The sequence below is a fragment of the Actomonas aquatica genome (assembly GCF_019679435.2).
Classification (GTDB): domain Bacteria; phylum Verrucomicrobiota; class Verrucomicrobiia; order Opitutales; family Opitutaceae; genus Actomonas; species Actomonas aquatica.
In genome coordinates this window covers 382,092-403,271 of record NZ_CP139781.1, presented here as the reverse complement: position 1 = coordinate 403,271, position 21,180 = coordinate 382,092, and the positions used below count along the sequence as shown (strand labels likewise).

Genomic DNA, 21,180 nt, shown 5'->3' with positions numbered 1-21,180 from the left:
CCCGGCCTGACCGCATCACCACCAAATCCTTACCGAACCCTTCCCGCTGATAAATCGCTATGAAAAAACTTCGCGTCACCGTAGACGGAAAATCGTATGACGTCGTCGTCGAGACCCTCGACGAGACTCCGGCCGTTGCTTCCGCCGCGGCTCCTCTTCCGGCTGCGACGCCGCCTGTCGCCGCCCCGGCTCCCGCCGCTCCGCGTCCGGCTCCCGCCCCCGTGGCCGCCGGTGCCGGTGCCATCGTGAGCCCGCTGGCCGGTAAGATCGTGTCCGTCGACGTCAAAGTCGGCGACACCATCGAAGCCGGTGCCCAAGTGGCGACCGTCGAAGCGATGAAGATGAATACCTTCATTTACGCCGAACAAGCCGGCACCGTCTCTTCCGTGGCGGTCGCTCCGGGCGACGGCGTCGAAGAGGGTGCCGTCATTCTGCAACTCGGCTAAATCTTCAGCCAACATTCGCACCATGCTCACCACACTCCCCCTCGCCAACCTGTCCGAGAACCCAACCGTCACCGATTTGGTGGAGTTTCAAGTCACTGGCTTGGTGGTTGTGTTCTCCGCACTCATCGCGATTTGGGTGTTTTTGGAGGTGCTGGGCCGCATATTCCGCAATCGACCGACCACCCCCGCTCCGGCCGCAGCTCCTGCTGCAGCTCCGGCAGCGGCGGCTCCGGTCGCGGCTTCCGGCCCCACGCCTGAACTCCTCGCAGCCATCACCGCAGCCATCCACGTGACCTTGAAGGGACGTCCCCACCGGATCGCCTCCATCAAGGCCATCGAAGGCTCGACCAACTGGGCTGCCGAGGGTCGGCGCGATCACTTCTCCTCCCACCGCGTGCGCTAACGAGAAAGCACTACCATGCTGCAAAACCTCATCGACTTCTTCAGCACCACTGGATTCAGCCAGGTCTCCGTGGGCATGCTCATCATGTGGGGCATCGCCGCAGTCCTGCTCTATTTGGCTGTAGCCAAGGGTTTTGAACCCTTGCTCTTGGTGCCCATCGCCTTTGGCGCCGTCCTCGCCAACCTGCCCACCCGTGGCATGATCGACCCGGTCGATCCCGCCACCTTCCGTCTGGAAGCACGGGTGGAACAGCACGGTGAGGCTGTGGCCGGAGAACCTGCTGCCGACGGCACCGTCACCCAGACGCTGCACGTCACCAAGATGGAAGGTGGTCTCTACGACTTCATCTCCCAAGGCATCAAACTCGAGCTCATCCCGCCGTTGATCTTCCTCGGCGTCGGTGCGCTCACCGACTTCGGACCGCTCATCGCCATGCCGCGCACCTTGCTGCTCGGCGCTGCGGCCCAGGCCGGTGTCTTCCTCACCTTCTTCAGCTCGTTCCTGCTCGGCTTCTCGCCGGCGCAGGCGGCTTCGATCGGCATCATCGGCGGCGCCGATGGACCGACCGCGATCTTCCTCTCCAACAAGCTCGCCCCCGAGCTGCTCGGAGCGATCGCCGTGGCCGCTTACAGCTACATGTCACTGGTGCCACTCATCCAGCCACCAATCATGCGCCTCCTCACCACCGAGAAGGAACGCAAGATCCGCATGAAGTCGCTGCGCAAGGTCTCAAAGCTCGAGAAACTCGTCTTCGCCATGGGGGTGATGGTCATCTGCGTGCTGCTGGTGCCCGATGCCACCGCTCTCATCGGTATGCTCATGCTCGGCAACTTCCTGCGTGAGTCCGGTGTGACCGAGCGCCTCGTGAAGGCCGCCCAGAACGAGATCATCAACGTGCTGACGATCTTCCTCGGCACCAGCGTCGGTATCACCATGCGAGCCGACAGCTTCCTCGCTCCGGCGACCCTGAAGATCATCGTGCTCGGCGTCATCGCCTTCTGTGTCTCGACCGCCACCGGCGTGTTGATGGCCAAGCTGATGAACATGGTCAGCAAGACCCCGATCAACCCGCTCATCGGTTCCGCCGGTGTGTCCGCCGTGCCCATGGCCGCCCGCGTCTCCCACGTGGAAGGTCAACGCGCCGATCCGGGCAACTACCTGATGATGCACGCCATGGGACCCAACGTCGCTGGCGTCATCGGCACCGCGGTCGCCGCCGGCTTCCTCATCTCGACCTTGTCCGGTAGCTGATTCGGCCAACCTCTCGCCGATCCGAAAACACCTTCCAAGGCGCACCCTATCCGGGTGCGCCTTGTTTCTTACTGGCCTCGGCCCGATGGCCTGAGCAACGTCCGGCCGTGCACTACCCCAGCCCCATGACCCGCCGCTCCGCCTTGAAAAACCTTGCCACCGGCTCAGCCCTCGCCGCCGCCTCCGCTGCCCTCACCGGCACGCGCGCCCTCGCCCACGACCTGCCCGACGAGCCCAAAGGACGCTACAAGCACTCCGCCTGCCGCTGGTGCTACAAGGACCTGTCGCTGGAAGAACTGTGCGACCGCGGCAAGGACGCCGGCCTCCACTCCGTCGAACTCGTATCCGTGGAAGAGCTACCGATTCTCGCCGCTCGCGGACTCGATTGCGCAATGGTTTGGGGCGTCCCTGGCGGCATCACCAACGGTCTCAATGATCGCGCCAACCACGAGGCCATCCGCGCCTTTATGGCCGAAAAAATCCCGGCCATGGCCGACGCCGGCCAGCGCAACATGATCGTGTTCTCCGGCAATCGTCGCGGTCTCTCCGCCGCCGAGGGCCTTGAAATCTGCGCCGAGGGTCTCGCCCTTATCGAACCCATCGCCCGCCAGCACGGCGTCACGCTTTGCATGGAGTTGCTCAACTCCAAGGTGAACCACATCGACTACCAATGTGACACCACCCCGTGGGGTGTGCAGCTCTGCGAAAAGGTCGGCTCCGAGCACTTCAAGCTACTCTACGACATCTACCACATGCAGATCATGGAGGGTGACCTCATCCGCACCATCCGGGATCACGGCCAATGGATCGCTCACTACCACACCGGAGGCAACCCGGGGCGCCATGAGCTCGATGGCGCCTTCCAAGAGATCCACTACCCGGCCGTGATGCGGGCCATCGCAGAGAGCGGTTACACCGGCTACGTAGGCCAGGAGTTTGTGCCCACCGAGGCCGATCCGATCGCTCCGCTCGCCCGCGCCATCAAGCTCTGCACCGTCTGAGTCGGCCTCGCCTCCCCCCCCCACACCGCCGGCCGGCCGGAACCTCGGATCCGGCCACTCGACGCATTTATCATTAAGCCACCTCGGCTGCTTTTCGCTGGGGTGAATTGCCGAACCGGCCTTGTCTCCGGCTCCGTTTGCCGTCCCCTTGCCCTTCTTGCCCGTGAACTACCGCCTCCCCTTACCCCTTGTCGGCGTGGCTTGCACCGCGATCGCCGTCGCTGCCCTGCCGCCCTATCCCGAGCTCGAACTCGACCCCGCCGAGACCCGGTTGCCTGAGCCGGTGCTGACGCCCGCTTCCCTCGACGCCGAGCGTGCCATCGCCAACTTCCGCACCGACGACGCCTTTGAGATCAAACTCTGGGCCGCCGAGCCCATGCTCTCCAACCCCGTCGCCTTCGATTTCGACGAACAAGGCCGCCTCTTCGTCTCCGAGACCCATCGCTACCGCAGTAGCGTGCTCGATATCCGCGGCTACATGCCGATCCTCGAACACGAACTCGCCGCCGAGACCATCGAAGACCGCACCAAACTCATCGACAACGTCTTCGGCGGACAGGCCTCCGACCTCGCCATTGAGACCGAAGTCGTGCGCCTCGTCGAGGACACCGATGGCGATGGCGTGGCCGACTCCTCCAAGGTCTTTGCCGACGGCTTCAACTCCAAACTCGATGGTATCGCCTCCGGCGTGCTCGCCCGCGACGGTAAGGTCTGGTTCACCAACATCCCCAGCCTCTGGCAGTTCGACACCGACGCCGCTGGCACCACCGCCACCGCGCGCCACGAGCTCATTCGCGGGTTCGGCGTGCGTTTCGGCTACACCGGCCACGACCTGCACGGCCTCATCTTCGGGCCCGACGGCAAACTCTACTTCTCCATCGGCGACCGCTCCACCAACGCCACCTCCGCCGTCGACGACACCCACGTCAAACTCCTGGACCAAGGCGCGGTCTTTCGCTGCAACCCCGATGGCTCCGACTTCGAACTCGTCGCCTGGGGCCTGCGCAATCCGCAGGAACTCGCCTTCAACGAATACGGCGACCTCCTCACCGGCGACAACGACTGCGACAACGGCGACCTCGAACGCCTCGTGCACGTCGTAGAAGGCGGCGACTCCGGTTGGAGCGTCGGTTACCAATTCGCCCCCCGCGGCCGCGCCGGCCCGTGGATGAGCGAGGACCTCTGGAAACCCGACTTCCCGGGGCGCCCGGCCTATCTCCTGCCGCCCATGGCCAACATCGAGGACGGCCCCTCCGGCATCGTCTATTACCCCGGCACCGGCCTCAGCCCCGCCTACGACCAGACCCTCTTCATCACCCACTTCAAGGGCTCCATTGCCCGCTCGGGTGTGCAGTCCTACAAAGTGGTGCCTCAAGGCGCGACCTACGACGTGACCGCCAGCGAGCCCTTCGTCTGGGGCATGCTCCCGACCGACGTCACCTTCGGCCCCGACAGCAAGTTCTACTTTGTCGATTGGGTCGTCGGCTGGCCCAAGTCCAACATGGGCCGCGTCTATTCGCTCGCGCCGCGCGAACTCTCCGCCGCGGACCGCACCCAACGCGACGAGGTCGAGGTGCTGCTGCGCGGCGGTATCAAATCCGCCAATACGACCCGCCTCGCCGACCTCCTCGCCCACCCCGATCAACGTGTGCGCACCGAAGCCCAGTTTGAATTTGTCGCCCGCGGACCGGCCCACATCACCGCCCTCGCCGAAATCGCCGCCCACGATGGCGCCAATCTCTTCGCCCGCCTCCACGCCCTTTGGGGTCTCGGCATGCTCCAGGCCGACCACGACAACGCCCTTGCCCGTCTCGGCTTCCTGCTCGGCGACGCCCACCCGGAAGTCCGCGCCCAAGCCGCCAAACTCGCCGGCGACCACCGCCTCACCGAGCACGAGCGCACCCTGACCGCCCTCCTTGAAGACGCGTCTCCGCGCGTGCAGTTCTTCGCCGCCCAATCCCTCGGCAAACTCGGCAACGCCGACGTCTCCCCCGCGCTCATCGACCTCCTTCGCCGCAATGACAACGCCGACGCCTACGTGCGCCACGCCGCCGTGTATGCCTTGGAAAAACTGCACAACCACGACGCCCTGACCGCCGCCGAGAGCGACCCTTCCGCCGCCGTGCGCCTCGGGGTGATCCTCGTCTACCGCCGCCTGCAGGATCCGCGTATCGCCGGTTTCCTCGACGACACCGATCCCTACCTCGCGCGCGAAGCCGCCATCGCCATCAACGACGCGCCCATCCCCGAGGCGTTGCCCGCCCTCGCCGCCTTGCTCGGGGAACGCGATCTCGACGACGAAGCCCTGCAGCTTCGCATCCTCAACGCCCGCCACCGCCTCGGTCGCCCCGCAGACAGCGTCGCCCTCGCCGCCTACGCGGCCCGCGCCGATGTGCCCGCCGACCTCCGCGAAGAGGCACTCTACCAACTCGCCGCCACGCCCGAGCCCTTCCACCGTGATCGCATCGCCGGCGTTTACCGTCCGCTCCCGTCGCGCGATCCCGCGCCCACGTTGGCCGCCCTCCAACAACAGCTTCCGACGCTGCTCGCTGCCGCGGAACCCAGCGTCAAGCAAGCCACCCTCGACGCCATCCGCACCCTCGAGCTGAAAACCGCCCTGCCCAACCTGCGCGAGCTCGTGGCCAACGCCTCGGTCGCCGGCGAAGTGCGCGCCGACGCCCTGACGCTCCTCGACGAACTGGGCGACGATCAGATCCAAGCCAGCGTCGCCATCGCCGGCGCCTCCGACGCCCCCGAGCTGCGCATGGCGACCTTGCCCATCCTCGCGCGCCTCTCTCCCCCCGAAGCCCTACCGGTCCTGCGGACGATGTCCTCAGCCGGCACCGCGCGCGAACAACAGGCCGCCTTCACCGCCATCGCCGATCTCGCCGACCCGGCCGCCGCCGACCTGCTCCTCGCCGGGCTCAAACGCCTGCAAGCTGGCGAGCTTCCCTACCTCGCCCAATTTGAACTACTCGACGCCGCCGAGGCCTCCGACGCCCCCGCCGTGCAGGCCGCCGTCGGCGACCTCAAAGCCCATTGGGACACCGCCGGGGACAAACTCGCTCCCTTCCGCGGAGCCCTTGCCGGTGGTGACCCTCGCGCGGGCTGGCGATTGTTTAATGAGCATCCCGTGCTGGCCTGCACCCGCTGCCACAAGGTCAACGGCGAAGGCGGCGAAGCCGGTCCTGACCTCTCCGAAATCGCCGACCGTCAGAGCACCGAATACATCCTCGAGTCCATCATCGATCCCAACGCCGCCATTGCCCCCGGCTTCGACGTCGTGGCCTTCTCACTCAAAGGCGGCGGCTACACCGCGGGCATCATTCAGGAGGAAACCGCCGAGCGCATCGTGGTCATCGACGCCGCCGCCGAGACCTACGTCATCGACCCGGCCAACGTGGAGGCCCGTAGCGCCGCTCCGTCCAGCATGCCGCCCATCTTCGGCATGATCCTCCAACGCGACGAACTGCGCGACCTCATGGCCTTCATGCGCAACCTCAAGCCGCGCGAGGAAACCGGCGAAGGCGAAGGCCCCGCCCGCGCCGTGCACGGCGAAATCGAGGAATAGGCCACCCGTCCGGTCGTCCGACCGCCACCACTCTAATGCCCGCACGATCAACCGTGCGGGCATTTTGCTGAAAGAATGACACCCAATTCTCCGTTTCAGGGGTAACCAACTCCATGAACGCCACGACCGCCGATACCCTCCCTTACTCTCGCCTGCGCGACATGGCGGTGACCGAACGCCCCCAGGAACGCCTGCAACGCTCGGGACCAACCGCCCTCAGCGACTCCGAGTTGCTCGCCATGCTCCTGCGCAGCGGCACGCAGGGACACGACGTCCTCGCCGTCGCCGACAAGCTGCTCGCCACCGCCGGCTCGCTCTCAGACCTGCTCTCTTGGACGCAAAACGATTTTCTGCGCCTACGCGGCATCGGCAAGGTGAAGGCACTGCAATTGGTCACAGTCATGGAGCTCGCCCGCCGCGTGCTTGCCGCCAGCGGCAGCACCACGCCACAGCTCACCACTCCGGCCGAAATCGCCAATTACTGCCGCCCCCACACGCTGGGCCTCGCCGTGGAGAAGTTCTGGGTCCTGTGCCTGAACCGTAAAAACCGCCTCCTGCGCAAAATCGAAGTCACCTCGGGCACCGCGACCGCCACGCTCGTGCATCCCCGCGAAGTTTTCCGCGCCGCCATCAAGGAAGCCGCCTCGGCCGTCGTCTGCGTGCACAACCATCCCAGCGGTGACCCCGCCCCGAGTGCCGCCGACGTGCGCATCACCCGCCAGCTCCGTGAAGCCGCCAACATCGTGGAAATCGATCTGCTCGACCACGTCGTCGTCGGCACGCCCGCCGCCGACCCAATCGGGTTGGGTTTCTACAGCTTCCGCGACGCCGGAGTGCTGTAGCAACGGCCTAAATAACGTGCTCCAAACCGAGCCATGTAGGCAGCGAGCTTGCTCGCGCTAACGTTGCCTCTCGGTCCCAGTCACTCCGCCAACTCCCATCCATTTCACGTGGGTTCCGCCTCCCCCTCGCTGGCGGAGAGAGGGGGATTCGAATGCGTTCAGAATGCGAAATTTGCAGCTGCTACCTAGGTGAGAAATCATCCTTGGCATGCTGTTTGAGAGAGCACTCCCAAAGAAAAAAGGGCTGCCAGCCCTTTGGCCTAGCCACGGACTTATCATACGAAATCCATGGCAACATTACCAAATAACCTGCTCATGGAAACCCTCGGCAAGGAGGGCGAAGTGAATGTAACCCTAGACAAGCGGACGATGCGCTGGCACGCCCGCTTCCGCTTTGGCGGTCGGCAATACGACCGCTCAACAGGCGAAACTAATTATAAACAGGCACTTAAACGGGCAGCGGAGATATTCTCTGAAGTCGTGCGCGGCCCGGTGGAAGTCCAGACGGTCAATACCGTCTGTGTCGAACTGGTCGGCCTCAAGGCAGAGATCCTCGAGATGAAGGCGATCATGCGCCAAATGGCGGCCAACGGTTTCTCGCGGGGCGGCGACCTATCAAACCCCAACATCAAAATCGAAACCCAAACCCTCGGAGCCGGGTTTTCGGCCTTTCAGAAGGAACGAGACGATGAAGACCTTTCGCAATCCAACGAAACCCGGCTTCGGCGACGGCTCCTAAACTTCGTGAGTTTCGTCGGTGAAAACACATTGCTTCACGATCTGACCCCGGACCACATCGCTAAATGGCTGAAATCCCGGCCGGAGTTGAGTCAACGAGCGAAGCGGAATGACATACTCGCGGTATCTCAGTGGATTCGTTGGTGCGGTCAGCCCCCGCGCCGTTGGTGCGATCCCGAGTTGGGAAAAGGTGTGCGCACGCCAAAAATGCGGAAGAAGAGCCGAAAGCTGCCTCAGGTTATTTCCCCCAAGACCGCAGCAAACCTCCTTCGTTGGGTCGAGGCTAACGAACCGCAATATATTCTCTTCTATGCGATTGCGCTCCTGGCTGGGGTCCGCGCAAATAAGAAAGATACCGCCAATGATGAGGGATCGGGTGAAATCATCCGTCTCTTCGACACCGTAAAACGTGAGGGTTGGAAGGTTCTATATAACGGCTTGGTGCTACGTATTCCCTTTGGCAAGGTGGGCGGGGAGTCTCGCCCGGTTCATACGCCAGAAAACCTAAAGGCGTGGCTGGAAACCTACCCAGACATGCTGGAGGTGCCACACCGTGCCTGGCATTCACGTAATATCTCGAAAGCGTTCGACCTACCGCCGAATTCTCTGCGGCACACCTCGACCTCCGCCTACATCAGTTCAGGCGGGAGCTTCGGGACGGCGGCAATGCTCTACGGAAACTCCGAGGAAATCCTGACAAAACACTATGTGAATTTGATGACTAAGGAAGATGCCGATGCCTTCTGGCAGATCTTCCCTTCGGAGAGTCCCCAAAAACCTGCCGACAGCCAGTAGAATGCGGATTCGTGCTGAGTTGGTCTGGGAGGAACGACTCCCAGACCAATGAAAACCACAGCTCGCCCCCGAATTTGGGTTTGGGGGTATCCTGTATCACCGGTCGGGTTGTTTTATCCACCTTGGGTCGGGTTCGACCGCGACTGGCTGGTCTAAACCCGACCAGTGACTCATCCGGAGAAAAACCGGCCCATCAATGCCTCCCCTACTGGCACTAGACACCTGCTATGGTATTGAAAACCCGTCACAGCGCCTGACCATTTCGCTATTTTACTACGTGACGTAGTATTCTCTGCTCCACCGATCCAGAGTCCCCTAAAACTTGCCGATTGAATGTAAGGTGGCCGACTTTTGATTTCTGCAATGAGTTTGAACGACTCCCGGAGCATCATGTTGCCGAGGTTTTCGCTGCGTAATTCAGGCCCTCAGGTTTTTCCTACTACAGATCACACCCGCGGAGAAAGTCGGCGCTCAAAATTCCACTTTGATACCGGGCCTACTTGGAGGAAAAGCCGAATGCGCCATAGAGTGACCATGGCACCGCACAAAAAACCCATCAAACCCCACCAGGTCACCGTCCGCTTCAAAGATCCTAAGGATCAGGAAGCACTCGCAAACGAGTTCGTGAAGTCAGGGTGCAAATCTCTATCAGACTACTTCCATCGGTTGTTTGTCGCCCGACCGGACAAAGACACGGACAGTATGCCTGACGTCCAACGAGCCGGCCAGCTCAGCATCAGCAATCACCAACTCGAAGAGATTGCCGAGACCCTTCGGGTTTTTTCCGAATCCGTAACCGCAGACCATCATGCGCAGTTTTCCAAGATCTCAGCGCTCGAAGATCACCAATCAGAGATGTCCAGCGCGCTACTGTCCGTCTTGGAAAACGAAACACAACTCACCGACCAGATCGAGAACCTGCGTAAGCACCGGCCAGACACCTCCAGCCTAGAGCAGGTGATTCGAATCCGTATGGCTGAGCACAAAATCGATCTTCAGGTTTTGCAGGATCTGTTCAAAACGCATGCCTCCCCGCCAAAACGCTCAAAAATCAAACAACTCGGATGGGTCCTGACACCCCTGTCGATCATGTGCTTGGCGGCCACAATCCTCCTTGAGCCATTCAATGGTCATCCGACCTTGGATGCACTTCGAAAAGAGGAGGCAGAAATCACAGCCAAGATCCTCTCCCTCAAAGCAGAGCTGCCGAATACTCAACAGGACCTGAAATATTGGCGGCAAATTCGACCGTTCCTCGAAAGGGATTCCTCAGGGAATCTCTTGTTTCGCGTTCCCAAAAAATTCGAATGGGGAACCGGCATCGACCAGCACAGCCGCTACATTCAAATCACAGGGGCCCACTGAGAGAACAAAACCGAACCTTGCTTGATAAGGTCCAAAATCCAGGCAGAGGGTCGTGTAGTTCACTCCCCTTCATACCGAGGTTTTGGAGCGGACGACTACCGTATTCCCGCGCCCACACGTTCAACCTGTAGCAGTTATCGAAGGTCGATTTCGGACAGGCTCAGTAGCCCCATTTGACCCTATCTGAGCGTCTGATGCACAATTGCCTCATACCGTGCCCGAAGAGGTGCATAAAAGTGTGGCAGGAAGGGATTCCTTTCTTGAGGCAGACTTCGCGAAGTCTGTGACGGCCCACCCAGTCCTCGGCTGTCATCGGTCGTCGGCAAAATCCAGATGGTCCTGATCAAGCGCCAAGTGGATGAGCGAACAGGGGCCATTTAGCCGATTGAGGGAATCCGGTTCGGTCAGACAGAGGACCAGATCTCCGGCTAGTTTCAAAAAAACTGAACAAGGGGTTGGTTCCGAATCCGAATTTCCCAAATCAAGGGATGAAGAAGTCCCAACAACGCACGGTCCCCAAAACCCCTGAAGCTATCCGGATTGCTCGCCGACGCTGCGAAGCGAAGATGCTGGAAGGTGAGCACGCTAGAGCAGAAGCGCTCGATGAAATGATGGTGGATGAGCTGTTTCGTCCCGACTACAAATCCTTCGTAGCCTATTCTTGGCTCAGATGGCGGATCGGACAGTCGCAGGCATACCGATCCGCTGCCTTCGGAAGGTTTCTCCGGGATTCCCCATTTGGGGAAAATACTCGTCGGTTTCGGGAAGGCGCTTTCAGGAATCTGCAAAACGCGTCACCTGACCAATGGCAAGAGGCCATGGTCCGGATCATGGACCGTATCGGCTCGGAAGGAATGATTGAACCAGATCTCGCCCAATCCGTTGCCGACGAGATCGGTATAGAGACCCCCAATGGTCAGTTGCCGATCGAGTTTGATCAAGAAAAGTGCCAAGCCGCGGTCCTGGAATTTTCGGATGAACTCGCACAACTGACCACGGGACTAAGGGCTTCCGCCACCGGCAATGATCTGTATTCCGTCTTTCAGCAAATCGGAATGCTCAAAGGACTGGGGAATAAAGCCGCCAAACGGGTTTTTGGTCACAATAGTCTCAAGGCAATACAGACGGCACTGCTTAAGAACGAATCAGTAGATTCACCAGCTGCATCCACTACAGCCTCGGATACTGCGAAATCGCGGGAGCCTGACGACAAAACGAGGAATCTCCGGAATCACCTCACCCATAAAAACCCAAAACAAGAGCGAGAAGTTGCGCGGGCTGAATCCGCAACACCCATGGATTCAACGAAATCGCCGGTGCCTGAAACTCAAAAGGGTGAATTCCAGGAAAACTCCGGCACTGGAAACTCAAAAACGGGGCAATCAGATCAGCCAGCTGAATCCACTACACTCTCGGATTCCCCGAAATCGGGGGAGCCTGACGACCAAATGGGTGAATTCCGGGAAAACCTCGGCCCTAAAAACCCAAAAGTGGAGCAGTCCTCTCCTCCATCCGAGAACAAGGATGCTATTCCGGCGGACAAAAATCCAATAGCAGGTCAGTCGAACGATCCCGATCAGCTTCCCTCTCAACAAATGGACCTATTCTCGGACTAGCACTCACCCTTCGAGTTCGGGTTATACTTGGCGCTACTCGATCAAATGATCCCGATGCCAGAGCAGGAATTCCCGATGCTCATCGGCCAACCAACGCAGTTGAAGCGGTTGGTTCAGAAGCAGTATCTCCCGGGTTTTTTCATCAATCTTGTTGGAGATCAGTGCGCAACCGTGATCGTCGAACGAAAGAAGAAACCTGTCGAACAGTGCATCAAGGTGGGCGACCAAAAGAAAGCCATTGAACACATTCAGCCGCTCCGCGTCTGATTCGCATTCCGCCCACGGCTTCGCATGACTGGCACGGAGAAGTTCGGGCATCGTAACCCCAGTAACAGCGCAGGAACCACCCCAATACTCCATCAGGCTATCCCGGTATATTCCCTGCCCTACTCTGCGACGAATCGTCGCCTCCACCTCAGTTGTGCCTAGCGATTCGGCGTTTTTCAGCTCTACCTCAACCAACTGCTCAAACTTCAGTTCCGGTGCATTCGGCAGGGCACGAGCGATTGCCGCCGCCTTTGCCATCAAGAGCGACAAATCTTGCTCGGTCTCTTCACCGAAAAATTCATCGGTCAACACAAGGTTCCGAGATTGGCGTTTTAGCTCTAGATGAAGCAACCTCGGGGCGAATGAAACCCACCAGCGCATCTCTGGTGAACGCGCTTCGATTTTTATTCGGCAGCTATGTAAGGACGAGGCGAGCACGACCACTTCAGGATTCTCCTCAACCACCACTTCCCAGCCGTGGTCGTAACCGGCCTTCAGAATCAGGGTCCGCTCAAGGGAATTCACGATTTTATCAGCAAAGGATGGTGCCTGTTCAAGGTGCCAAATCAACCTGTTCAGTCATTGATAAACTCGTGTAGATCACGATAAAGCCGACGAGGCAGATCAATTCGGTCCGCGGCTTTGGGGAATGCTTTATTGGCGTGCACGAGATACGAATATTCGTGGCTCTTACTCAGCCGGTCAGCTTCGAGTGAACGGGTCGCAAAGCTTGCGAGGGCGCCTATCGCGAACCCTGTCGCCCCAATAACAACACTCTGACCAAACGTGATCGGAGCGAAGGTTGCGAGCGCGGCCGTAGCCATCGGAAAACTCATAGTCTTAAAGCCGGTGAAAGTCTTCGCTCCTAAAACCTCCATACTTCGTTGAAAGTCCTTTGTCGCCCGACCAACATCGCCCTGAACAGTCTGCACTACATCCTGAATAACTGTTGGATCTGAGCAGTTTGCCAATTGCGCGGCTGCCCCCTTTACTGCTCTCATGAAATTCCGGCGCTCGTCGGGATATCTCTTCCGAAATGCGAGTATTTGTTTGGGTGAGATGTCAGTGATATTTTCTGGAACGTAGTTCCCAATTAAAAGCGCTGCCAAAGTTTGTTCGTATTCATCGGGAACACATTCAGTGTCGATTCCTTCGTTCGAAAAATAGGTATGGGCAGTCCAAGCTACGTTGGTATCAGATATGGCCTGGAGGTCGTTTTTTTCTGCCATTCGTGTTGCCAAATAGGTCATGTATAGAGCGGCAAAATCGTCGGGGACGTATAGCCATTGTTCATGGCTGGCAGCTCGCCCAGTCGAGATTAGCATTTTTCTAATCTGAACGTCTATTTTTTCGTGATGAAGACGTGCGTATTCGTCACGAAGGGAGCTGGCATCAAATGCCGCAGCGTCCCACTTTCGACTATTAACTCCATCCATGAACTCACCTGCGACATCCTGCGCATATCTACCTGGCCGCAGTGGAATCCCGATATCACCTTCTTCGCAGAGAATTCGGACATTATCGGGCTCGGCGGCTCTAAAATCTTCTGGTTCTATTCGATAGATTTTATCCCAGACTAAGGATGCTGTCCAAAGCCACCGGTAGTCCTGAAATTCGATCGTGGGATAATAAAGCGCTGAGTTTATTGGTAAGCTCATGTTCTATTCCTTTTCTTTCGAATCAGTGCTAAAAATCTTCCTTGAGGAGGCGTTGGGATTTGTCGCGGGAATCGAGGACTGGATCTAGCAGCCAACGCGTTCCTTCGCGCATCGATTTAGGCGGCGGAGTCGTGGTGGTGATGATGTATTGGAAGCTGGCTTGGTCGGGCGAAGAAAACGCCTTTTCGACACCTGCTGCGTAGAGAAAAAACCGCTCGTAAATAACTCGGGCCATGTCCCCTTCCCGAGGACCATCATGGATCAGGAAACGCGGGTGACTCCCCTTCCCTTCGATTGAGGCAACAACAGCAGCGAGGTCAAAAGCTAGGGTTTTAATGGTATCTAGCGCCGCTCCCGATAACTCACTTTTCCGAGTCACTTGCGGAACTATGCCTTCGGCAGTAATGGTGATGTTAGCTTCGACTGATGCCCCCATCACCGCACGCACCACATCAGCAAAGATGTTGGAAAGCTCCACTACCCGGTCCTCCATTTCTCGTCTAAGACGAGCCAGCGATGACTTCTTGGACTCGAGTTCCTCAGACTGCTTGGATACTTCACCATCGGCACTCTTGAACCGCGCACGGGTCTGGTCGATGCTCGCGTATAGTTCAGCCGCTTCCTCGGCTCGGCTCGCCTTTCGAGTCAATTCTTCGAGATCCCGGTCAGCTTCTTTTTGGGCCTTTCCCAATTGTCTCTCTGCATCCCGGACTGCTTCCCGGAGATTCGCCATACCCTGATTCAGCTTCCTCTGCTCCTCTTTACGAGCCTCGATCACAATGGTATCCGCCTTCGCCTGAGCTTCTAGATCGTCGATTGCCACCAGTGACTCTTCGCTAGGCTCACGTGACTGGTGACAGCCTCGCTTAATAGCCGATTGAAGAGTCCGTGGGCAAAAACCTGCATCGGCACGTGCCGGATCTACGACATCGCCATTCTTGAACTTACGGATGATGGTCAGATCTCGGTCACGACGTTCTATCTGCCTAGGTAATTCTTCCTCAATCGCCTCCAATTTGTTCTCCGCCAACGTTAGTTTTCGATTCGCTTCCGCGAGCCGCTTTTGCGCCGAATCTACGGTGGCTGGGATTGGCCGGTCACTCAGCTTTGCTGCGCCTTCACGGATGACGTCGGCTAAGGCGCGCAGGCGAGCTTCAATCGCATCATCATCCTCAGGGAATCTTTGGCTCAGGAGGCGCTTTGCCTGCTCATTAGCCATACCGATTCGCGCTTCCAATTGAGCCTCCAAGGCCATCTGCCCGAATCGTGCTTTTTCCAACTCTTGTTGACCTTTATCAATTTGAAGGCGCAAAGCCGGCTCATCTTTATCCAGCAAATCCAGCACCGCCCGCATGACTTGGTGACGATCAACGACCTTAGTCAGCGGATTATCCCCTTGGCTAGAAGCCTCTCGCCAGGTGGCTAGGCTGCTAAATCGAGCCTCTTGGTCACGGGCTAGCCAAGGTAAAAGGTGGCGCCAACCATGGCCCGGAAAAAGCGGCTCTACACACTTTCCCAGAGATCGAACTTCTCCAATAAAAGTTTCGTATCCCCCTACAGGCGACACCGAGCCAGCGATGGCTTCTTCGAACGTTTCTGCTGCTACCGCAAACTTCTCTCCATCGGTCGCCAACGGGCGACCCACTATCCAGCTTTTCCCATTCACTCGAACGGATGCAACTGCCCAGAGCGAAAGAAAGTGTGACGCAATTCCGTCTCGCTGACTTTGAGTCCCAAGAGGGTCTTCGCCTAGCAGGTGGCGAAGTATCCGACAGAAGAGCGTTTTCCCGCTGGCATGACCAGCGAGTCCATCTCGATACAATCCCTGCTCAGTATCGGGATCTTCGGGAGCAGCCCATAAAATATTGAAACCGCGATGCAGCGTAATCTTTCGCCGTTCGGAATCCAAGTCTAGGCGATCGAGCAAACGCAATTCTCGAAACCAAAGATCCGGTTCGGATCGGCCTGCCTTAGGCGCGATGGATCGGATCAATTGTTCGAGAAAGTGGGCCTGCGTTTCCATACTATTTCGTGTATTCGAGTTCCCTAATGGTTGCCTCTTCCTCAGGAGTAAGCGGCGAAATTGGTGCGGCCTCGGGCCACAAATCAGCCACGATTAATGCAATCCGAGCGTCGAAGATAATGTGTTCGTCGCTGGAAAGATGATCGGAGCGAACAAGCTCAAGCCAGCGCTCTCCTTCGATTGAAACGAAATTCATATCGTCACGGATGCTTCCCCGAAGATGGGGTATTAGCATATCCTTGCTCAGGCATTCATGGTGACTGCGGTTTCGCTTGGAAACTTCCTCACCGACTTCGCCTTTTGCAAAACGCAACATTATCTCGGGTTCGGATAGCAACCAGAAGGCGCGTCGGAATCGCTCGAATCTAAGCCGCCCTCCCGCCTGTTGAACCAAATGGGGAACAACGGCGGCCCGATACATCGATGCGGATATTGCCCCTCGCGGCAGATCAGGGAACACCACCGGCCGATCCATCCAATCGGTATCGCCAATCTGCTGACACCGATACCGATCCTTTAGCTTCTCCTCTTGAACATCCCACGCAGCCAATACCAACCGCTGGGTGCGGTATTCGCCGAATTGGGCAATTTCGTTTTTCTTGAGGCCGGGGAAGGTGACCGTCGGGTAGTCGGGGCCGTGGGTGGAGGCCGGGTCGAGGATGTATTGGAGTTCCTCGCGGGTGAGGCCGTAGAGGCGGGCATAGTAGGCGTCGAGTTCGGCGCGGAGCTGGGCGCGGCGATCAGGATCGAAGCGGAAGGGCGGACCGTTGTGACCGAGGTCCCTCGCCCAGTCACTCAAATCGTCAGCGTTATAGGTGAGTTCCAATACCCGAGGGACGATAAAGTTGAGAGCCTCTTTCCCATAGGCGGCTGGAGGCAGGATTGGGAGCTGTTTAACGTAGCCGTAGGTAAGATGGGTGCTGCCGATCTTTTGACGGGCAATGAAATCGAGGACTAAGCAATTCCAGTTGGCGAGAAGCGCAGCATGTAAGCTTGGGCTGGTTGAGGAGCTAAAGGTCGGCATTGTGTGTCCAATTGCCGACCTTGGAATCACGCTTGAGATGACGGTTCGTTCGTTTGTGGAGTTCGTTATGTCTCGCCAGCCGATAAACCAACGGGAGCTGCGTTGATCGAGGAGGTGCCAGGTGCCAGTTGTGATGTCAGAAATGTTGCGGATAGCTATGAGTTCCTCGTTGGTTAGAGGCAGCCATTCGCGTGCTTCGGCGAGAGATTTGTCGCTCAGCCAGTCCTTTTCATTAGCGGGGAGATCGTCGAATTTGGGGCCTACAAGATCTATGACACGTTGACGGGCTGATGTTGCTCGGACCATGCCATCAAGAAGATCTGGTTCGTGGCGGGCTTCGATCCACGTAGCGATGGCGGAAAGCAAGGCCTCGGTATTTCTATCCTTGAAGGCGTCGCGGACACATTTGGGGGCACGGGCGATCTTAGAGAGAACTTCGCTCTCGGGCACCCAATACCGAGGCGTGACCGAATAATCAGGGTTAGATTTCTGCTCGATCAACGAATCCTCTGTAACGAGAGTGCCGCTCTTGTTCTTTAGCCGATTACGGAAGTGGGCCCAACGATGGTCGAATTGATGGATCAACTTCGCCTCGTAGAGCGGAAGGGAATGGGGCGTCGGCGCATCGCTGAAAAGATCGCTATCGCCTGACATGTGAAACATCGTTCCGAATGAAATGGCCCAAGGGTTTACTTCGGAGCCTGAGTCACGAGCCTCCTCAATAAGAACAGGAATGCGACGATAGATACTCTTGGTGAGTTCCGCGTCGGCCTCAGATCGGAATACCGGACACGTTCGGGTATTTGGATTGATTATCTGGAAGTCCGTCGCACTAAGCCTGAATCTTCGACCGGGTTGACGGAGCCAAGATACTTGTCGGGCGAAAAATGCGAGATCGGCGGATGGCGTAGAACCCGCCCCCCCTATTGTGACCAAACAGAACTTCGTAAAATGATGAACGCCGGGGAATACTAACTCTTCGTTCTCGAAGGCCAGCAGTGAGACAAGCCGTTCGTTGGTGACCAGGGTAGAGAAGAACGCTTTGGTCGAATCATCGGTTGCTATGCCGGTCGGGACGATAAAACCGGCGCGGCCCATTTGGTTTGTAAGTTGGGTGATCGTTTCGGCGAAGAGTGCGTAGGTGTTCACATCTCCGACACCGGTGAGTGGAAAGCGACCGCCGTCGTCGCCGTTGACATGGGCGAAGGCGCTGGTGGCCTCGGCAATGCGTTTCTCGTTTTCGAACTCGAGGAATAGAGAAACTTCGCTGTGGTTGAGCTTCGGGACGGACTCAAACTCTGATAGGTGGTAGTGGAGGCAGCCCTCTGAAAGCCATTGAATGCGCTTGGCGCGTTCGGCCTTGTTTTTGGCAGCAGCAATAGCGGGTTCGCGGGCGGCGAAAAATTCCTGCTCTTGTAGCTTGATGCGCTCCCACGGTGGATTTCCGAGCACGCAATCAAATCCGCCATGCCCAAAGATGTGGGTGAACCGCAAAGGCCAGTGGAAGACACGGGCTTCTCGACAACGTGAAGTAGCGTGGTCAATGACAGCTTGTGGAACAGCGCTTACCTGCTGGGGAAAGAGGACATCAATCAGAGTGGCGGTGGTTGGGCAGGTTGACTCGTTCTCCTGAGTTTTAGGCGTGAGGTAAGCGGCGACGAGGAGGTCACAAGCATGCGCGAGCTGGTTGTCCTGCGCTTCAGAAAGAAAGCGGGTGAAGGCTATCTTCTTCGCGTCCACCTCGGTGGTGGTTCCGTCGGGCATGGCCTCAATGGCTTCGAGGCGCCGGAGGGCGTCGTCGAGGTCGCAGGCGTCGAAGAACTCGGCGGACTTGTCTTTGAGACGTCTTGCGAAAGATTTGATGGCCGCCCGGTTGGTGGCGGCGAGGGATTTACAAACCTCCTTGTTGTCGCCGGAGAGGACGGTGAAGGCGTCCTTGGCAATACCTTTGCGGAGCTGGTCGAACGAGGTGAGTCCGAGCAATGCGTCACCGCATTGAAGGTGATGGTCGAGGAAGGAGAGTGGTTTTCCGGGCTCGAAACCTTCCAACCAAAGAGCTGTGCGGGCGAGCTCAAGAGCCATGGGATTGCGGTCCACACCATAGATGCAATGACCGATGACTTCCCGCAATGCGTGGCGGTAATCTGTAGGAGTGACCGCTCCATCGACGGTGCGGAGTTCGGCGAGCTTCTCAGCGATACGCCGAGCAGCGGAAATCAGAAAGTGGCCCGAACCGCACGCAGGATCAATCACCGAAAGGGTGAGCAGCGCGGCGGAAGGATTTTCGGGGTGGTTAGCGATCTTTTGAGCAATGACGGGATCGAGGGCTGACTTAATGAGTTCCTGAACGAGCGAATCTGGAGTGTAATAGGAACCGGTGGTCTTGCGGGTGTTGCCGACGGTAGATCCTTCGTCCGTGATGCCGACGAAGCCGAAGCTGCGGGCGGGCAGATCGAGCGTTGGGATGAGTTCGAGGAGCGACTCGTAAACGGAACCGAGTTCCTCGGGACCCATGTTGCGATAGTCGATAGCAGAGCGCTGGCCGCTGCGTGGATCGGAGAACCAACGCAGCTCACGCATAGCGGATAACAGGTCGAGGTTAGTTAAGCCGACCGAATCTAAATCAGGACATTGGGAGTTTGCGAAAAGACCGCCCAAGGCGGGGAGTGCCAGCTTAGGCTGACCACTTTCTAGAGCTCGCAGGACAACGCGAACGGAGAGCCATAAGTCGCTATGGTGGTCGTAAGCTCTTCGTCGAAGTGAAAGTGAGCGGAAGCGTTGCAGAGCGTATCCGCGAGCGTAGAGGTCGCGAGCCACGGAATCCGAACTAGCCTCATGAATCAGGGGAATTCTGGAGTTCGGATCAGATCGCTCTTCCGCACAAAAGAGAAAAAGGAATCGGTAGATGAGCCGCAGGAGTTGTTGAAAGTAGTCATCGGTAGTGAGCGAACCGTTTTCGAGTCGCTGGCGCAGGGCGGAGTTTTGTCGGTGGGCCAAGAAACCGGTGCCGAGGGTCAGTAGCGCGGATGTCACGCCAATGCGCAGGCCGTCGCGCACGCGTTCACCCTGGGACTCTCCTTCTTTCTTCCACGCCTCCCACACGCAATCGGTGCCGGGTGTATCTAATTTCCCAGCACGGCTGGCGTGGAGCACCAACCAGAGCGCCCGAAAGTCGGCGTAGCGTTGATCGCGCAGGATGAGATCGAGGTCGAATTCCAGAAACGCGGGACGAGTGAGGGTGTCGGCATCCCGCACCAGACGGAGTTGGTGGCCGTTGGTCAGCAGCGCCCAGGTGCATGGCTCACTGGCGTTGAGGAACTGCTGAGCAAGTTGGTAGGCGGAGAGTCGACGACGACCAGATCCGATCACGGCGAATCGATCATCGGGCGCGTCGAGTTCCAAGTCGTGCGGCGCGACAATGACCGCCACCCGACCGCGAAGGAATCCGGTCACCGGGTAACCTCTATTGGCTATTTCAACGGAGGCTGGGGCCAGCGCGAAATCGCTGTAACCAAGCGCATCTCGCAACAACTCGGTCGCAAAAGCCAGGGTGGCTCGGTGTGGATCGATATCGCGGCGATCCCGTGTGGGCTGAAAGGTCTTCCAGAGGGCGGAAGCGATGCGAAAAGCACGCCCCTGCTCATCGGCTAGGCTCAGCCCTTTGGGGAGCTGATAATCGGCTGCCGATTGATCGGAGTGCTCTCCGCGAGCCACCTTTTCCAGCACTGCGGGCACCAGCAGGCCACCTTCCAACTGGATGGTATCAAAAACGAGGGAGTCGTTGCTACGGCGGGCCATATTTAGCTGATTTTCGGAGCGATTAATGGTGTGCCTGCCTTAGTTCCGATGAAGTAATTCATGATTGAATCGGCGGCGCTGGAGTGAACGGACTGCGGCGCGGAAAAATGAATTTCGGTTTGATAACGAGGCCATTCCCCGTGTTGGCGAATTCGATAGACCACTTCCGCCTCGATGCATTCCGCATCCATGTCCGACCAAGGGGAATCCTCCGACCCCATAAAGACGTGTAAGAAAGCTTGGTCCAAATCTCGTTTGAACCGGTATCCGGCGAAACCGTTTATACGCTTGGCGGGTGTTGCACGAAAGGCGGCGCCCAAACGAGTTCCTATACTTTGACAAGCTTTCCCAACGTAGAAGGGCCACTCCGTGTCTGAGAAAA

14 protein-coding genes are annotated in these 21,180 nt (G+C 58.3%); 9 read left to right on the top strand and 5 right to left on the bottom strand.

Features of this window, described 5'->3' with window-relative positions; all coding sequences use genetic code 11:
• Positions 1-59 precede the first annotated feature (59 nt).
• The 9 genes from K1X11_RS01560 to K1X11_RS01520 all read left to right on the top strand — a co-directional run bounded on the left by K1X11_RS01560 (position 60) and on the right by K1X11_RS01520 (position 12,028).
• On the top strand, positions 60-446 hold the full coding sequence (locus K1X11_RS01560) for a biotin/lipoyl-containing protein (RefSeq protein ID WP_221028892.1): 387 nt from the start codon (positions 60-62) through the stop codon (positions 444-446).
• Between the two features lie 22 nt (positions 447-468).
• Positions 469-849: an OadG family protein gene (locus K1X11_RS01555; RefSeq protein WP_221028893.1), complete on the top strand. Its 381-nt coding sequence runs from the start codon at positions 469-471 to the stop codon at positions 847-849.
• A 15-nt stretch (positions 850-864) separates the two neighbouring features.
• Positions 865-2,100 carry a sodium ion-translocating decarboxylase subunit beta gene (locus K1X11_RS01550; RefSeq protein WP_221028894.1) on the top strand — a complete coding sequence of 412 codons (1,236 nt, stop codon included), beginning with the start codon at positions 865-867 and terminating at the stop codon, positions 2,098-2,100.
• Positions 2,101-2,225: 125 nt separating this feature from the next.
• Positions 2,226-3,101 (top strand): hydroxypyruvate isomerase family protein, encoded by an 876-nt coding sequence (locus tag K1X11_RS01545; RefSeq protein WP_221028895.1) that lies wholly within the window; start codon positions 2,226-2,228, stop codon positions 3,099-3,101.
• Between the two features lie 163 nt (positions 3,102-3,264).
• The gene (locus K1X11_RS01540; RefSeq protein WP_221028896.1) at positions 3,265-6,672 is read left to right on the top strand and encodes a DUF7133 domain-containing protein; all 3,408 of its coding nucleotides are present in this window, start codon (positions 3,265-3,267) and stop codon (positions 6,670-6,672) included.
• A 113-nt stretch (positions 6,673-6,785) separates the two neighbouring features.
• Positions 6,786-7,514, top strand: coding sequence for a RadC family protein (radC, locus tag K1X11_RS01535; RefSeq protein WP_221028897.1), 729 nt, complete (start codon positions 6,786-6,788; stop codon positions 7,512-7,514).
• Between the two features lie 315 nt (positions 7,515-7,829).
• The gene (locus tag K1X11_RS01530) at positions 7,830-9,047 is read left to right on the top strand and encodes a hypothetical protein (RefSeq protein ID WP_324726055.1); all 1,218 of its coding nucleotides are present in this window, start codon (positions 7,830-7,832) and stop codon (positions 9,045-9,047) included.
• Between the two features lie 534 nt (positions 9,048-9,581).
• Positions 9,582-10,412 (top strand): hypothetical protein, encoded by an 831-nt coding sequence (locus K1X11_RS01525; protein WP_221028899.1) that lies wholly within the window; start codon positions 9,582-9,584, stop codon positions 10,410-10,412.
• A 488-nt stretch (positions 10,413-10,900) separates the two neighbouring features.
• Entirely contained in the window at positions 10,901-12,028 is a 1,128-nt protein-coding gene (locus tag K1X11_RS01520; RefSeq protein WP_221028900.1) for a hypothetical protein, read from the top strand.
• A 33-nt stretch (positions 12,029-12,061) separates the two neighbouring features.
• On the opposite strand, the gene K1X11_RS01515 is transcribed toward K1X11_RS01520, so the two are convergent.
• Genes K1X11_RS01515 through K1X11_RS01495 form a run of 5 tightly spaced genes read right to left on the bottom strand, consistent with a single transcriptional unit; the run spans position 12,062 to position 21,118 of the window.
• Complete coding sequence (locus K1X11_RS01515) at positions 12,062-12,820, bottom strand: HNH endonuclease (protein ID WP_221028901.1); 759 nt, start codon at positions 12,818-12,820, stop codon at positions 12,062-12,064.
• A 50-nt stretch (positions 12,821-12,870) separates the two neighbouring features.
• On the bottom strand, positions 12,871-13,953 hold the full coding sequence (locus K1X11_RS01510; RefSeq protein WP_221028902.1) for a DUF6236 family protein: 1,083 nt from the start codon (positions 13,951-13,953) through the stop codon (positions 12,871-12,873).
• A gap of 28 nt (positions 13,954-13,981) precedes the next feature.
• Positions 13,982-15,976 (bottom strand): coiled-coil domain-containing protein, encoded by a 1,995-nt coding sequence (locus tag K1X11_RS01505; RefSeq protein ID WP_221028903.1) that lies wholly within the window; start codon positions 15,974-15,976, stop codon positions 13,982-13,984.
• 1 nt (position 15,977) lies between these two features.
• On the bottom strand, positions 15,978-20,798 hold the full coding sequence (locus K1X11_RS01500; RefSeq protein ID WP_221028904.1) for an Eco57I restriction-modification methylase domain-containing protein: 4,821 nt from the start codon (positions 20,796-20,798) through the stop codon (positions 15,978-15,980).
• Between the two features lie 2 nt (positions 20,799-20,800).
• The gene (locus K1X11_RS01495) at positions 20,801-21,118 is read right to left on the bottom strand and encodes a hypothetical protein (RefSeq protein WP_324726054.1); all 318 of its coding nucleotides are present in this window, start codon (positions 21,116-21,118) and stop codon (positions 20,801-20,803) included.
• Between the last annotated feature and the right edge of the window lie 62 nt (positions 21,119-21,180).

Bases quoted from the DNA above. Each gene is read 5' to 3' on its own strand.
- K1X11_RS01560 (WP_221028892.1), top strand. From the start codon at position 60: ATGAAAAAACTTCGCGTCACCGTAGACGGAAAATCGTATGACGTCGTC.
- K1X11_RS01555 (WP_221028893.1), top strand. From the start codon at position 469: ATGCTCACCACACTCCCCCTCGCCAACCTGTCCGAGAACCCAACCGTC.
- K1X11_RS01550 (WP_221028894.1), top strand. From the start codon at position 865: ATGCTGCAAAACCTCATCGACTTCTTCAGCACCACTGGATTCAGCCAG.
- K1X11_RS01545 (WP_221028895.1), top strand. From the start codon at position 2,226: ATGACCCGCCGCTCCGCCTTGAAAAACCTTGCCACCGGCTCAGCCCTC.
- radC (WP_221028897.1), top strand. From the start codon at position 6,786: ATGAACGCCACGACCGCCGATACCCTCCCTTACTCTCGCCTGCGCGAC.
- K1X11_RS01530 (WP_324726055.1), top strand. From the start codon at position 7,830: ATGGAAACCCTCGGCAAGGAGGGCGAAGTGAATGTAACCCTAGACAAG.
- K1X11_RS01525 (WP_221028899.1), top strand. From the start codon at position 9,582: ATGGCACCGCACAAAAAACCCATCAAACCCCACCAGGTCACCGTCCGC.
- K1X11_RS01520 (WP_221028900.1), top strand. From the start codon at position 10,901: ATGAAGAAGTCCCAACAACGCACGGTCCCCAAAACCCCTGAAGCTATC.
- K1X11_RS01510 (WP_221028902.1), bottom strand. From the start codon at position 13,953: ATGAGCTTACCAATAAACTCAGCGCTTTATTATCCCACGATCGAATTT.
- K1X11_RS01505 (WP_221028903.1), bottom strand. From the start codon at position 15,976: ATGGAAACGCAGGCCCACTTTCTCGAACAATTGATCCGATCCATCGCG.
- K1X11_RS01500 (WP_221028904.1), bottom strand. From the start codon at position 20,798: ATGGCCCGCCGTAGCAACGACTCCCTCGTTTTTGATACCATCCAGTTG.